Below are 14,710 nucleotides of genomic sequence, written 5' to 3' on the forward strand. Positions count from 1 at the left end.
CCAATGATTAAATTAATGCGGGCGACGAGGGCCGCCCGACAATCAACAGGCCATTACTGGTCGCTGCTGGTTTTTTTCTTTGCGCGCTTCGCCTTGGTGGCAGCGGCAATTTTCTTGGTTTTGGCCGAGGCTCTTTTCGCTTTAGCTTTAGCCTTTTTCTCCGCCTTCGCTTTTTCATCTACTTTGGCGGCGGCATCCGCTGGACGAAAAGCACTGTCCGGCTCAAAGTTTGCTGGCTTTTTAGCACGACGAGGACGTTTTTGCCCATTTCCTGCTGGCGCACCATCACGACGTGACGAACTTGATGCACTGCCACGGCCACCACGGCTAGAGGTATCGCGCATGGTGCGCTGACCATCCGCTTTCTTAGCCTTATCACGCGCAGTTTTACCTTCCCCACGCGGCTTGCGGGTACTTGAAACCAGCGCAAAGTCGATTTTGCGCTCATCCATATGTACCGCCTCTACGCGGATTTCGACGGTATCACCCAAGCGATAAACCTGACCGGAAGATTCACCGATAAGCCGTTGGCCAATATTGTCGTAACGGTAATAGTCATTATCCAGACTGGAAACATGCACCAAACCATCAATGAACAGATCATCCAGACGGACAAAGAAGCCAAAACCGGTAACACTAGCAATAATACCAGTGAAGACTTTGCCTACCTGATCTTGCATGAAGTCACACTTCAGCCAATCGGCTACATTTCGCGTGGCTTCATCGGCACGACGCTCCGTCATTGAGCAGTGTTCACCCAATTGCAGCATGTCTTCATATTCACTGTGCCAGCCACCGGTCGGTGTCCAGCGCTCTTTAACATTGCCGTGCTCTTTGGCTAACTGGTACTTAATAGCCCGGTGCATTGCCAAATCGGGATAACGACGAATTGGCGAGGTAAAATGCCCATAAGAGGCCAGTGCTAAACCAAAGTGACCACGGTTTTCCGGATCGTAAATCGCTTGTTTCATGGAGCGCAGCAACATGGTTTGCAGCATTTCATGATCCGGGCGATCGGCAACTTCATCCATTAACACCGCGTAATCTTTTGGCTCAGGTTTCAGACCACCACCTAACGTCAGACCCAACTCACTGAGCACACTGCGCAGTGCTGAAATATGGTCGTCACTTGGGCGGTCATGCACGCGGAACAGCGCCGGCTCGTTGTGCTTTTCCACAAACCGCGCGGCAGCAATATTCGCCAGAATCATGCACTCTTCAATCAGTTTATGCGCATCATTACGCATGGTCGGTTCAATGCGCTCAATACGACGCTCTGCATTGAAAATAAACTTGGCTTCTTCTGTTTCAAAGGCAATGCCACCACGCTCCGCCCTAGCCTGATCCAGCACTTTGTACATGGCATGGAGTTCTAATAAATGCGGTACCAGCGGCTTATATTGCTCACGCAGTGACTCTTCACCGTCAATAATGCGCCACACTTTGGTGTAAGTCAGACGCGCGTGAGAACTCATCACCGCTTCGTAGAATTTATAAGATGAGAGCTTACCCTGTGCGGAGATAGTCATCTCGCACACCATACACAGGCGGTCTACTTGCGGATTCAGGGAACAAAGGCCATTTGATAGCACTTCCGGCAACATAGGCACCACTTGCGATGGGAAGTAGACTGAGTTGCCACGGCTGCGGGCTTCATCGTCCAGTGCCGTTCGCGGGCGGACATAATAGCTAACATCTGCAATGGCAACCCACAGACGCCAACCTCCACCGCGTTTTTTCTCACAATACACCGCGTCATCGAAGTCACGGGCATCTTCGCCATCAATAGTGACCAATGGCAAATTGCGTAAATCTACTCGCCCTTTTTTCGCCTCTTCCGGTACTTGTTCTTTCAGGTCAGCAACTTGTTTTTCGACCTGTGGCGGCCAAGTGTGAGGAATTTCATGGGTGCGCAAGGCGATATCCACTGCCATGCTAGTCCCCATGTTCTCACCCAACACCTCGACAATTTTACCCACGGCTTTACTGCGACGGGTTGGGCGTTGTGTCAATTCGACCACCACCACATACCCCATACGGGCGCCGCTGATAAATTCAGGTGGGATGAGAATATCGAAGCTCAAGCGACTGTCGTCCGGCACCACGAAACCAACACCGGCATCGGTAAAGTAACGGCCCACAATTTGACTGGTTTTCGGCACCAGTACTCGCACAATTCGCGCTTCACGACGGCCTTTACGATCAGCCCCCATAGCTTGGGCCAGTACCACATCACCGTGGATAGCCATTTTCATTTGTTCTGCGGAAAGGTAGAGATCGTCTTTACTGCCCTCAACCCGCAAAAAACCAAAGCCATCCCGGTGACCAATAACTGTGCCACGTAATAAGTCCAGCCGCTCCGGCAAGGCGTAGCATTGACGACGGGTGAAGACTAATTGGCCATCACGCTCCATCGCGCGTAGGCGGCGGCGCAGTGCTTCTAGAGCCTCTTCACCGGATAAATTAAGTTCATTAGCCAGCTCTTCACGGCTGGCAGGTGTTTCGCGTTTCGCGAGATGAGCCAAAATGAATTCCCGGCTAGGGATCGGCGACTCATATTTTTCTGCTTCTCGTTCCAAGAATGGATCTTGTGACATTGCGGTTCCTCCGTTGTCAGCAGCAGGTCTTATACCCTGCGTACTTGAAGTTGCAGGGGTGTTAGCTGCGCGCTCTCACCCGAATCACTTACTTATGTAAGCTCATCGGGATTCGTTTGCTGGCTGTCTACCTGCAACTCCAAGTTCTTTGGGTATATATTTCTTTGATTAAGAAAAAAACTACTCAACAAGTAATAGCTTGTAGAGCGGGGTATTATCTTGAACCATATCGGCCAAAGTATAGTTATCCAGCTCGCTTAGAAAACTTTGTACCGCCTGATTAAGCACTTGTTTCAGGCGACAAGCGGGTGTTATATGGCAAAAATCACTACTGCAATTAACCAGAGAAAGGGGTTCCAATTGGCGCACAACGTCACCAATACGAATCTGATCAGCCGGTTTCCCCAGCCGAATGCCCCCATTCTTCCCCCGTACTGCGGTGACAAGCCCGACACGGCTCAACTGATTGATTATTTTAACCATATGATTGCGAGACACACCATAGACCTCAGTCACCTGAGAAATGCTGGTCATTTGGCCTTCGGGCAGCGAGGCCATATATGTCAGCGCCCGCAAACCATAATCAGTAAAACTTGTTAACTGCACGTATACCCCTGAGTATCAGTTTACCCGGCTTAAACCCATCTAAGATGACATATATTGGATAGGTTATAAGTACGATGCTAAGTGCTATTTAGAAAACTTATACATTGAATGATAAACCAGCCACAAAGCTTGCGGCTAATCATTTAGGTGACGGGTGGGTTTTTTGATGTAAAAACGGCTTCGAAGGAACAACAAACCGGGCATTAGCCCGGTTTCAGTGTCTTGATAACATAGCGTTGACGATAATATCGTCAATTATGCATCAAATGGGTCGCGCAGGATCATGGTTTCTTCACGATCAGGGCCGGTGGAGATGATATCAACCGGAACACCTGTCAACTCTTCTACACGCTTGATGTAGTTCAGAGCTGCCTGTGGCAACTTGCTGTGTTCTTTCACGCCAAAGGTCGTTTCTGTCCAGCCAGGCATCACTTCATAAATTGGCTCGATACCTTCCCAGCCTTCAGCAGCCAGTGGAGTTGTATCCACTTCACGGCCATCTGGCATGCGGTAGCCAACACAAATCTTCACTTCTTTCAGGCCATCCAGCACGTCCAATTTGGTCATGCAGAAGCCAGATAAGGAGTTGATTTGTACAGCACGGCGCACGGCAACAGCATCTAACCAGCCAGTACGACGGCTACGACCAGTGGTTGCGCCATATTCGTTACCTTGCTTGCGCAGGAATTCGCCAGTCTCATCGTTCAGTTCAGTCGGGAATGGACCTGCACCAACACGAGTAGAATACGCTTTTACGATACCCAGCACATAATCAACATAACGTGGGCCCAGGCCAGAGCCTGTCGCTACGCCACCCGCAGTGGTGTTTGATGAAGTGACATACGGATAAGTACCGTGGTCGATGTCCAGCAAGGTGCCTTGGGCGCCTTCGAACATGATGAAATCACCTTGCTTACGGGCATTATCCAGCAATTCAGAAACATCAACGACCATCGCGGTTAGAATATCGGCGATAGCCAATACTTCATCCAGCACGGTTTGGTAGTCAACAGCATCTTCTTTGTAGTAATGCACCAACTGGAAGTTGTGGTAATCCACAATTTCTTTCAGTTTGATAGCGAAGGTTTCTTTGTTGAACAAATCACCTACACGCAGACCGCGGCGGGCAACTTTATCTTCATAGGCAGGACCGATACCACGACCGGTAGTCCCAATGGCTTTTGCACCACGTGCTTTTTCACGCGCATTATCCAGAGCCACATGATAAGGCAGGATTAATGGGCATGCTTCGGAGAGTAACAGTCGCTCACGTACAGGCACACCGCGTGCTTCAAGTTCTGTCATCTCTTTCATTAAAGCGTCAGGTGCCAGTACAACACCGTTGCCGATGATGCTGGTTACGTTTTCACGCAGAATACCTGAGGGAATTAAATGAAGAACGGTTTTCTCACCGTTGATAACCAAAGTATGGCCAGCGTTGTGACCACCTTGATAGCGCACAACATATTTAGCCCGTTCAGTCAGCAGGTCAACGACCTTGCCCTTACCTTCGTCACCCCATTGGGTGCCCAGTACGACGACGTTCTTACCCATCTCAAAAATCACCAGGTTGCTTAAAAAAGGATTCTAACATCTCATTGGGCTGCTTTCAGTACTTTTTAACACATAACTGCACAATTTTTGTGCTTACATTTAGCCACCCATGCGGCTACGCAACATGTAGTAGATAACTACGCCAGCAACCACTAATCCCCCGCCAAAACGGCGTAAAGTGGTATCAGGTAATTGGGTCATCGCCTGAATCATTTTGCGCCAGGTTTTGGGATAGAGCATCGGACCAAGCCCTTCGAGCACCAAAACCAGAGCGAGCGCTAATAAGATTGTTGAATTCATTGTTTCTCTCAACAGGAAAAAGCTGTCTCAAATAAAAAAGGCCCGTATGAACGGGCCTTACTGTTACGGTCAAAAATGGACTGTCACAACCGCCGTTACGGACGTTTGGTTGAGTTATCCGGCGATCTCATATAGCGGAAGAAATCGCTTTCTGGGCTCAGGACCATCACATCATTACCGCTGCTGAAACTGTTTTCATACGCGCGCAAGCTACGAATGAAAGCATAGAAGTCAGGATCTTTACTGAATGCATCTGCAAACAGACGAGCCGCTTCTGCATCACCGCCACCGCGAGTAATACGCGCCTGACGCTCTGCTTCTGCCAGAGTACGGGTAACTTCATAGTCAGCAGTCGCACGCAACTTCTCAGCTTCTTCCTGACCCTGTGAACGGTGACGACGGGCTACCGCTTCACGTTCAGCACGCATACGCTGGAAGATAGCGTCAGAAACTTCAGCCGGTAAGTTGATTTGCTTGATTCGCACGTCAACCACTTCAATCCCGAGTGCTGCCATGCTGTTTGGGTTAACCGCTGGCTGTTTGCCGCGAGTTTCCTGTTCAACACGCGCTGCCGCAGAAGCAATAGCATCATCCGCTTCAGTCGTCACAGCTTCATCACCGTCACCGACACTACCGGTATTCAATGCATCACGAACATCGGAAGTCAGACGACCACGTGAGTCGGTCACGATATCCCGAACATTCAGGCGACCAATTTCAGACCGTAAACGGTCACTAAACTTACGTTTCAACAGCACTTCAGCCTGAGAGACATCACCACCACCGGTGGCCAAGTAGTAACGGCTGAAATCGCTGATACGCCATTTCAGGTATGAGTCAACAATCAGGTCTTTCTTCTCGTTGGTCACAAAACGGTCGGCTTGGTTGTCCATGGTTTGAATACGGGCATCCAACGTCTTCACTGTTTCGATAAACGGTATCTTGAAGTGCAAGCCTGGCGCATATACCAGAGGCTTGTTATCACTATCACGCAATACCTTACCAAAGCGCAGCACGATGCCGCGCTCACCTTCTTGTACGACAAACAGCGAAGCGTAGAGTGCGACCAACACCACAACGACGATAAGTAAAAAAGACTTACGCATTGGTTATTCTCTCCCTACGCGAGTGGAAGTATCACGCTGAGCATTCACTCGGCGCTGATCCATGATAGAGCCACTGGTTGAACTGGTTGTTGAGTTACTGGCACCAGATTCTTGGCTGCTATTAGCAGAGGAAGGCGGATTCAAACGAATCAGACTTGTGTCTTTACTGCCATCCGCTTGACCTGTAGCACCTTGTCCGCGCATCAGTTGATCCAGCGGTAACACCATCAGACTGTTCCCTTTGTCATTAGCCAGCACTTTGCGGGTATGACCGAGGACCTTCTCCATGGTTTCGATATACAGACGTTCACGGGTGATTTCTGGTGCAGCCTTATACTCAGGCAACAACTTGGCAAAACCAGCGACCTCACCTTGCGCTTCCAGCACTTTACGTGCGGCATAAGCACGAGCATCTTCTAACAAACGCTGCGCCTGACCATTAGCACGTGGCTGAACTTCGTTGGTGTAGGCTTCTGCTTCACGAATATACTGTTGTTCGTTTTCACGAGCAGCAATCGCATCATCAAATGCTGCTTTAACTTCTTCCGGCGGACGTGCTGCCTGGAAGTTAACGTCGAGCAGAGTAATCCCCATATTGTACGGACGAATGGTTTCTTCCAGTACACGCTGAGTATCGCTACGCACGATGGTACGACCCTCAGTCAGGATTTTGTCCATGGTGTATTTACCGATAACGCCACGTACTGCACTGTCAGTTGCCTGACGCAGGCTGTCATCCGGATTCGTCACGCTAAACAGATAAGCGGCCGGGTCAGTCACGCGATACTGTACGTTCATTTCGATACGGACGACGTTTTCATCAGAGGTCAGCATGACGCCTGAAGCTGCCAATTCACGTACGGATTCAACGTTAACCGGGGTGACTTCATCGATGAAGGTAGGCTTCCAGTTCAAACCAGGTTGCACGATGTGGCTTAATTTACCCAAGCGAGTCACAACACCGCGCTCGGCTTCTTTAATTGTATAGAAACCACTTGCTGCCCAGATAACTACAACCGCAACTACAGCAATACCGACAATACGACCACTGAAACCAGGGCCTCTCGCCGAACCACCGTTATCATTGCCGCTTCCGCCACTTTTGCCACCGAGGCTACTCAGTTTTTTGCTCAGTTTACGGAAGATATCATCCAGATCAGGCGGCCCTTGGTCACGGCCACCTTTATTATTGTTATTTCCGCCAGAGTTGCCGCCATTATTATTGCTGCTCCCCCACGGATCGCGGTCCTGTCCGTTATTACCGGGCTGATTCCACGCCATGTTTTAGCTCCATTCTTCTATGATTGGTTTTCTTCAGGCTAAGAGCACATGCCAAAGAAGCTGGCTCTCAATCTCACAAGAAAGATCAGATATTCCCTTCGCACTTGAAATTGCAGAGGTGTTAGCTGCGCTCATTCACCTGAATCATTTACTTGTGTAAATTTATCGGGATTTATTCACTTGCTGCCGACCTGCAACCCCAAATTCTTCGGGTATAATCAATTAATTAGCCACACCGGATTAATTAACAATATAACTGACCAACTCCTGCTCTTGTTTACAGAGACGACGCCAATCAACGATAGGCATTCTTACCACCATACCGACGCTCCCGTCCTCGTCTATCCACTCTTTTTCAATTGCCTGAAGCTGGTAAAAACGGCTACGCAAACGGCCTGCCTGAGGCGGCAAACGCAATTCAAAGTGTGCGATCTCACCTGAAAGACGCTCCGTCAACGCTTGAAAGAGCAACGGGATACCTGCGCCGGTTTGGGCCGAAAGCCAAACTCTGACTGGCAGATTTTCTTCGTTGCGATCAATTCGCGGGACAAAATCATCCAACAAATCGATTTTATTCATTACTAATAATGTAGGAATTTCATCCGCCTCGATTTCTGCCAATACAGAATCGACTGCGGCCATATTCTCGGCGACCCGAGGATCAGCTGCATCGATAATGTGTAACAGTAATGAGGCTTGCCGCGTTTCTTGTAATGTCGCTTTAAAAGCAGCAACCAGATCGTGCGGCAAATGCCGGATAAAGCCTACCGTATCCGCCAACACTGTATCGCCCACATCAGCCACATTTATACGGCGTAAAGTTGGATCCAGCGTGGCAAATAATTGGTCAGCCGCGTAGACATCGGCTGCCGTAATTTTGTTAAACAGGCTGGATTTACCGGCGTTGGTATAACCCACCAAAGATACTGTCGGAATATCAGCACGGGTGCGCGCACGCCGCCCTTGCTCTCGCTGCTTTGCTACACGCTCCAACCGGCTTAAAATCAAGCTGATACGGTCACGTAACAAACGGCGGTCAGTCTCCAACTGGGTTTCACCTGGCCCTCTTAGGCCAATCCCCCCTTTTTGACGCTCAAGATGCGTCCAGCCGCGTACCAAACGGGTCGCAATATGGCGCAATTGCGCTAATTCGACCTGTAATTTACCTTCATGAGTACGGGCTCGTTGGGCAAAAATATCTAAAATAAGTCCAGTACGATCAATAACCCGACATTCGCATATACGCTCAAGATTTCGCTCTTGCGCTGCGGAAAGGGCATGATCAAACAAGACAACAGACGCGCCACTGGCTTTCACTGCGTCAGCAATTTCTTGGGCCTTTCCCTCGCCAACAAAATACTTAGGGTGCGGTGCTTTGCGACTACCGGTCACAATTTGCAAAGCTTCTACGCCCGCAGACGATACCAGCGCTTCAAATTCACGCAGATCTTCTGAGTTTTTGTCTTGCGAGAAATAGATATGAACCAGTACGGCCTGCTCACCGGCTTCATAACGGTCAAACAAACGTGCAACCTCTCAAACGGATCAAAACCGCTAGTGCGGAGAACATAAGCCCGAATCCGTTGCTTATGCCCCCCGTCATGGTTGACCAGCAATGCGCTTTATTCAGCGTCATCGCTATCCTGCTGCGGCTGTTGCGGCGCAGATGGATTACTACCATGATAATTATTGGTGCTACCACTCGGATTATTGCTGTGATGCGAAACCGGGCGAGAAGGCACTACAGTAGAGATAGCATGCTTATAAACCATCTGGCTGACTGTATTCTTTAACAGAATGACAAACTGATCAAAAGACTCAACTTGGCCCTGCAGTTTAATGCCATTCACTAAATAAATAGAAACCGGAACCCGTTCACGACGCAATGCGTTCAGGAACGGATCTTGCAAAGATTGCCCCTTAGCCATTCTATATTTTCCTTATTTGCTTGTTGTTATTAACTAAGAACCTATCGGCTCGAAAATAAACTGCGTAAAAAAAATCCGCGCGTTGAGTACTAATCAATTGTACACAATCATTCAACCTATGCACTAACAACCTGTATTACAGAGTCTAAAGCCTCTCCCGGCTTATCACTGTCGAGCCACTGGACTGAACCCCAGCCCCGCAACCAGGTCATTTGGCGCTTTGCCAGTTGACGTGTCGCACAAACTCCGCGGTAAACCATTTCGTCGTAATCAATCTCACCAGACAGATAAGACCACATCTGCCGGTATCCCACACAACGAATGGCAGGCATATCCGTATGCAAATCACCACGGTCAAAAAGCGCCCTAGCCTCTGTTTCGAACCCAGCATCCAGCATCTGATGAAAACGTAATTCAATTCGCTGGTGCAAAAGTTCCCGGCTAACAGGCGCAATCGCAAATTGGTGAACCCGGTAAGGCAAGGTTTCACCTGAAATTTTAGTCAGTTCTGTTAGAGTTTTACCTGAAATCAAAAAAACTTCCAGTGCTCTAGAAAGCCGCTGAGGATCATTAGGATGAATTCGCGCCGCAGCGACGGGATCTATTTCGGCCAGTTGCTGATGCAATGCTTCCCAGCCCAGTTCTGCTGCCTGCTGTTCAATGCGTTCACGCACTTTTGGGTCAGCCGACGGCAAGGGCGATAATCCATCTAATAAGGCTTTAAAATACAACATTGTGCCACCCACCAGCAGCGGAATACGCCCGGCAGCGGTAATGTCAGCCATTTCTTTGAGGGCATCTTTACGGAAATCAGCAGCTGAGTAGGATTGCGCAGGATCGCGGATATCAATCAGCCGGTGTGGCGCTAATGCCAACTCGGCCGCACTGGGCTTTGCCGTGCCGATATCCATACCACGATAGATCAAGGCTGAGTCGACGCTGATAAGCTCAACAGGTAGCCGTTGTCTCAGCGCGATGGAGAGCGCTGTTTTACCTGAGGCAGTTGGCCCCATAATAAAGATTGCCGGTGGCCGGTCTAGTGTTTCAATGTCATTCATGTGTCAGGGTTGCCAATGCAGCCTTTATATCAATAGGTTGTAATAGTCCCGCAGGCGGTGATTTTACCAACTGTGGACAAAGACGTTCAACATCCGTCAATAACTGTATCGCTTGAGACACATTCCAAACCTCATGTTCACTGCCAAGATGGCGAGAAATCCATGTGGCCAGTGCATCTGGCGATATCTCTTCATGTTGCGCCAGATAGCCTAACAGTTCCGGTATCAGTTTTTGTAAATTTTGTTGGCGTAATGGTAAAGATACTGCACGTAAGGTCGCTCTTGCGTGTTCAACCGCCAACTCTATCCCCATCGTCGCTAACAATTTCTGATGACGCTGACACGCAGCGGCTTCATTTTTATCCAACGTGAGTTTAAGTGGAATCAGCAAGGGCTGTGGGCGCAATCCCTCCGCAGGCGGGTTCAATTGAGCTTGCTTTAACCAGCGCTCTGCAACCGTCAGTGCCAGTAATGCCAAACCCTGCTTATATTCAATCAAAGCGTAACTCGGCGGAAATACCGTCAATACTCGGCCAAAGCTGTAGTTATCGCCATGAAGTGGCTCTTCCGCCGGTATTTGGCGCGCTATAGGGGCAGATGGTGCAACCGCCTGTTGACTCTCTGTCGCGGGTTGTACCAGTTGGCGATATAGCTCGCCTTGCTGTTTTTGATAAGGCTGGCCCGCGTTATAGGCAGGGATATGTTCACGAGCGGTTGGGTGTTCGGTCGTAACAGCCCGCGCCATCACTGGTGCTCGTGCTGAAATTGCAGCGTTTGCTGGTTCCGGTTGAGCGTATTTATTCGCCCCTGCCGCCACGCGGTTTTCCGGCTGCCAACGAGAGGCCTCAACTTCTTCGCCATCTTCATTAATGTTCAGTGTTGGGGTAGCAGCTTGCTGCAAGACGCTGGTAACCGCTTGATAAATGAAATCATGTACCAATCGCGCCTGATGGAAGCGCACCTCATGCTTTGCCGGATGCACGTTAACATCAACCTGATGTGGGTCGATATCCAGATACAAAACATAAGCCGGTTGTTGGTCGTCTTTAAGTAAATCCTGATATGCCTGGCGAATGGCGTGGTTTATCAGCCGGTCACGCATCATGCGGTTATTGACGTAGCAATATTGCATTTCACTAAGTGTACGGCTGGCCGCGGGATCAGCCACCCAACCCCGAATAGTCAAATCGCCATGCTGCCACGAAATCGCTAATGCATGCTGCAAAAACGCCGGACCACAGATACTGGCCAGACGGCGTTCATGTTGGGAAGGGTCAGCGGCTGCACGATATTGGCGCATTAACTTACCGTTATGGCTGAGATTAATCGCTACATCAAAGCGTGCCAGCGCAATACGCCGCACCACTTCATCAATATGACCAAACTCCGTTTTTTCAGTGCGCATAAATTTGCGCCGGGCGGGGGTGTTATAAAACAGATCCAGCACTTCAAGCGTGCTCCCCACCGGATGGGCCGCAGGTTTGATGGTCACAGCCATATCACGGCCTTCAGCATAGGCTTGCCAGGCTTCATTCTGCTGTGCCGTGCGCGATGTCAATATCAGACGAGAGACGGAACTGATACTGGCCAGTGCCTCGCCACGAAACCCCATGCTGAGGATAGCCTCCAGATCCTCCAGCGAACTTATTTTACTGGTCGCGTGGCGCGCCAGTGCCAGTGCCAAGTCGTCTTTGCTAATGCCGCAGCCATTATCACGGATACGAATTAATTTCGCTCCGCCACGTTCGATATCAATATCAATCCGCGTGGCACCCGCATCCAGGCTATTTTCCACCAATTCTTTCACTACCGATGCAGGCCGCTCTACCACTTCACCGGCGGCAATTTGGTTCGCGAGCTGTGGTGGCAAAATCTGGATCGGCATAGCAGTTCCTTTCGCTTACGACTGTGGAATAGTGAGGGTTTGCCCCAACTGAACATTACCTGACTTTATCTTATTCGCCCGCTCAATCTCACTCATCGACACGCCGTATCTGGCCGCAATAGCTGACAACGTATCACCGCGTTTGACCTGATGTTTAACCGGTTTTGCTTTAGCCACTGCCTTTGGCGCAGTGACCACGGCCGCACTGCCCGATGCCGGCACTTTCAAACGCTGCCCGACCCAGACCACATCATTTTTCAGTGTGTTGTTTTGCCGCAAAACCGCCATGCTGACACCGTATTGACTGGCAATACCTGATAAAGTTTCGCCACGCTGTACTTTATGAATCTGGCTTTTACCCGTTGCCACTGGCTTGGCGGCAGACGACCTACCACTTTGCGCATTGCTGACAACCGGCTCTGGCTGATTAACACTGGAACGCCGCGAAGAAGAGTCAACCGCCGCTGTTTCAATGAGCGGGCGGTTTTCGACCTTTGGGTCGGCTTGTAGCGGATGCGCGAGGAAATAACTGCGCAGGCCTTTATAAATGGCGTGAGCAAGTTTCTCCTGATACGCGCTACTGCCAAGCAGCCGCTCCTCCGTACTATTACTGATGAAGCCGGTTTCCACGAGCAACGATGGAATATCCGGTGAACGTAACACCCCAAGACTGGCGTGTTCAGGCCGACGTTTATGAATGTCGCCTATTGATTGTAATTCATACAATACTTTGGTTGCGACGTCATAGCCTACTCGTTGCGAGTGACCAAATTGCAGATCTAGCACCGCCTGACTCAAATAAGGGTCGGACGCGGTGTTTGCCAATACATCACCAGCACCGCCAAGCAGCTCGGATTGCTTCTCATGCTGTTCCAGCCAGTTCCCCATTTCACTGTTAGCACGGCGGTTCGACAGAACCCAAACCGATGCCCCTGTCGCACTGCGGTTCGGTGCGGCATCAGCGTGAATGGAAACCAAGACGTTTGCGCCCTGCTTGCGTGCTACATCAGAACGCCCCATCACCGAAATGAAATAATCACCATTGCGGGTCAAAACCGGTTTAAACATTGGGTCACTGTTAAGCAATGCCTCAAGCCGGCGAGCGATGGCAATAGTGACATTCTTCTCTTGCAAACCATTTTGCCCGATAGCCCCCGGATCTTGGCCGCCATGGCCCGCATCAATCGCGACGACGACACGATCACTTTTCGCTGAACTGGCCGTTTTAATTGGCCGAGCCGTATTGGTCGTGGTGCTCTCGCTGCTCATCACCACTGTTGGCTTGTTATTAAACGGGTTTTTAGCCACTGGCGCTGGATTGGCGCTGGTCACCGGTGCAGTATTTGTGTTCGTCGCTCGTGCCGTCAGACGCCCAGCATTAGGGCTAGGAGTATTCGTTTGATTTAAAGGAATATTGTTCGGGCTTGGTGTGGATTGCACCTGACGAACTGGGGTGCTGCCAGTAGAGGTCATGGTGATCACAACGGTGTAACTATTGCCTGATTGCTGGGTAGTCGCCCGGGTTTTCACTTTTTGCGTCAGTTCCAACACCAAGCGGGTACTTTGCTCATCTTTTGGCGTACTGGAACGAATTCTTTTCAGCAAATTCTGCCCACTGAATTCCAAAGGTAAACCAGAAAGATTACCGCTTTGGCGCACATCCAATACCACACGCTCTGGTGAGTTCAGAGAGAAAAAGGCGTAAATCGGCTGCCCATCAAAACTGAGTGTGACCCGGCTTTCAGTTGGCCCATTATTCACTTTGATATCAGTGAGTTTCGCCGCCCATGCTGAAGGTAAAGTCAGTAAACTCACCATGACCAACATGACGGTGGCCAATGATCCTTTCCAACAGGTTTTTCGTGTTAAGCAATTAATTTGCTTTAAATAAGTCAGTAGCGTCGAGCTATGCGTCATTATCACATTATCCTTGCACAGCAGCTAAACGGCGCAACACATCAGCACCCGCATCAGAAATAGCCATCAAGCGAGCTTCACGCCCTTCGTCTTGATAAGCCAAATGCAGTTCTACATCCGCCTGTGGCAAAAATCCAGCCCCTTGCTGTGGCCACTCCACCAGACAGATTGCCTGCTCGTCGAAGTAATCTCGAATCCCCATAAACTCTAGTTCTTCAGGGTCAGCCAAACGGTATAGATCAAAATGGTAAACCGGCCTTGGCGTCAGCGCATAAGGTTCAACCAGCGTATAAGTGGGGCTTTTAACGTGCCCTAAATGGCCAAGGGCTTGCAGAAAGCCGCGGCTGAAAGTCGTTTTTCCGGCACCTAAGTCACCGAACAGGTAAATGACACTGGCACCATTGAAGGCATGAGCCAATGTGGCTCCTAATGCAACGGTCGCTGCCTCATCAGGCAGAGGTAAAACGAGTTCTTTCAT

At 50.0% G+C, this 14,710-nt stretch carries 12 protein-coding genes; all 12 read right to left on the bottom strand.

The window, feature by feature from the left end; all coding sequences use genetic code 11:
• Window positions 1-53 precede the first annotated feature (53 nt).
• The 12 genes from rnr to tsaE all read right to left on the bottom strand — a co-directional run bounded on the left by rnr (window position 54) and on the right by tsaE (window position 14,710).
• Entirely contained in the window at window positions 54-2,597 is a 2,544-nt protein-coding gene (gene rnr, locus ACIOG0_RS19580; protein ID WP_050099790.1) for a ribonuclease R, read from the bottom strand.
• Window positions 2,598-2,777: 180 nt separating this feature from the next.
• Window positions 2,778-3,203 carry a nitric oxide-sensing transcriptional repressor NsrR gene (gene nsrR / locus ACIOG0_RS19585; protein ID WP_050099789.1) on the bottom strand — a complete coding sequence of 142 codons (426 nt, stop codon included), beginning with the start codon at window positions 3,201-3,203 and terminating at the stop codon, window positions 2,778-2,780.
• Window positions 3,204-3,458: 255 nt separating this feature from the next.
• A complete protein-coding gene (locus ACIOG0_RS19590; protein WP_050099788.1) occupies window positions 3,459-4,757 on the bottom strand; it encodes an adenylosuccinate synthase in 1,299 nt (432 codons plus the stop codon).
• 99 nt (window positions 4,758-4,856) lie between these two features.
• A complete protein-coding gene (locus tag ACIOG0_RS19595) occupies window positions 4,857-5,057 on the bottom strand; it encodes a DUF2065 family protein (protein WP_050140945.1) in 201 nt (66 codons plus the stop codon).
• Between the two features lie 95 nt (window positions 5,058-5,152).
• A complete protein-coding gene (gene hflC / locus ACIOG0_RS19600; protein ID WP_050099785.1) occupies window positions 5,153-6,163 on the bottom strand; it encodes a protease modulator HflC in 1,011 nt (336 codons plus the stop codon).
• 3 nt (window positions 6,164-6,166) lie between these two features.
• Window positions 6,167-7,444, bottom strand: coding sequence for an FtsH protease activity modulator HflK (gene hflK, locus ACIOG0_RS19605; protein ID WP_050099783.1), 1,278 nt, complete (start codon window positions 7,442-7,444; stop codon window positions 6,167-6,169).
• 240 nt (window positions 7,445-7,684) lie between these two features.
• Window positions 7,685-8,968 (bottom strand): ribosome rescue GTPase HflX, encoded by a 1,284-nt coding sequence (hflX, locus tag ACIOG0_RS19610; RefSeq protein WP_050099781.1) that lies wholly within the window; start codon window positions 8,966-8,968, stop codon window positions 7,685-7,687.
• A 98-nt stretch (window positions 8,969-9,066) separates the two neighbouring features.
• Window positions 9,067-9,372 (bottom strand): RNA chaperone Hfq, encoded by a 306-nt coding sequence (hfq, locus tag ACIOG0_RS19615; protein ID WP_004392473.1) that lies wholly within the window; start codon window positions 9,370-9,372, stop codon window positions 9,067-9,069.
• Between the two features lie 116 nt (window positions 9,373-9,488).
• On the bottom strand, window positions 9,489-10,430 hold the full coding sequence (gene miaA, locus ACIOG0_RS19620; RefSeq protein WP_050099779.1) for a tRNA (adenosine(37)-N6)-dimethylallyltransferase MiaA: 942 nt from the start codon (window positions 10,428-10,430) through the stop codon (window positions 9,489-9,491).
• Window positions 10,423-12,315: a DNA mismatch repair endonuclease MutL gene (mutL, locus tag ACIOG0_RS19625; protein ID WP_050099778.1), complete on the bottom strand. Its 1,893-nt coding sequence runs from the start codon at window positions 12,313-12,315 to the stop codon at window positions 10,423-10,425. Before mutL ends, miaA begins: the two co-directional genes overlap by 8 nt.
• Before the next feature lie 15 nt (window positions 12,316-12,330).
• Entirely contained in the window at window positions 12,331-14,142 is a 1,812-nt protein-coding gene (gene amiB, locus ACIOG0_RS19630) for an N-acetylmuramoyl-L-alanine amidase AmiB (RefSeq protein ID WP_050100130.1), read from the bottom strand.
• A gap of 97 nt (window positions 14,143-14,239) precedes the next feature.
• Window positions 14,240-14,710 carry a tRNA (adenosine(37)-N6)-threonylcarbamoyltransferase complex ATPase subunit type 1 TsaE gene (gene tsaE / locus ACIOG0_RS19635; RefSeq protein ID WP_404704904.1) on the bottom strand — a complete coding sequence of 157 codons (471 nt, stop codon included), beginning with the start codon at window positions 14,708-14,710 and terminating at the stop codon, window positions 14,240-14,242.

This window comes from Yersinia vastinensis, assembly GCF_044905075.1.
Classification (GTDB): domain Bacteria; phylum Pseudomonadota; class Gammaproteobacteria; order Enterobacterales; family Enterobacteriaceae; genus Yersinia; species Yersinia vastinensis.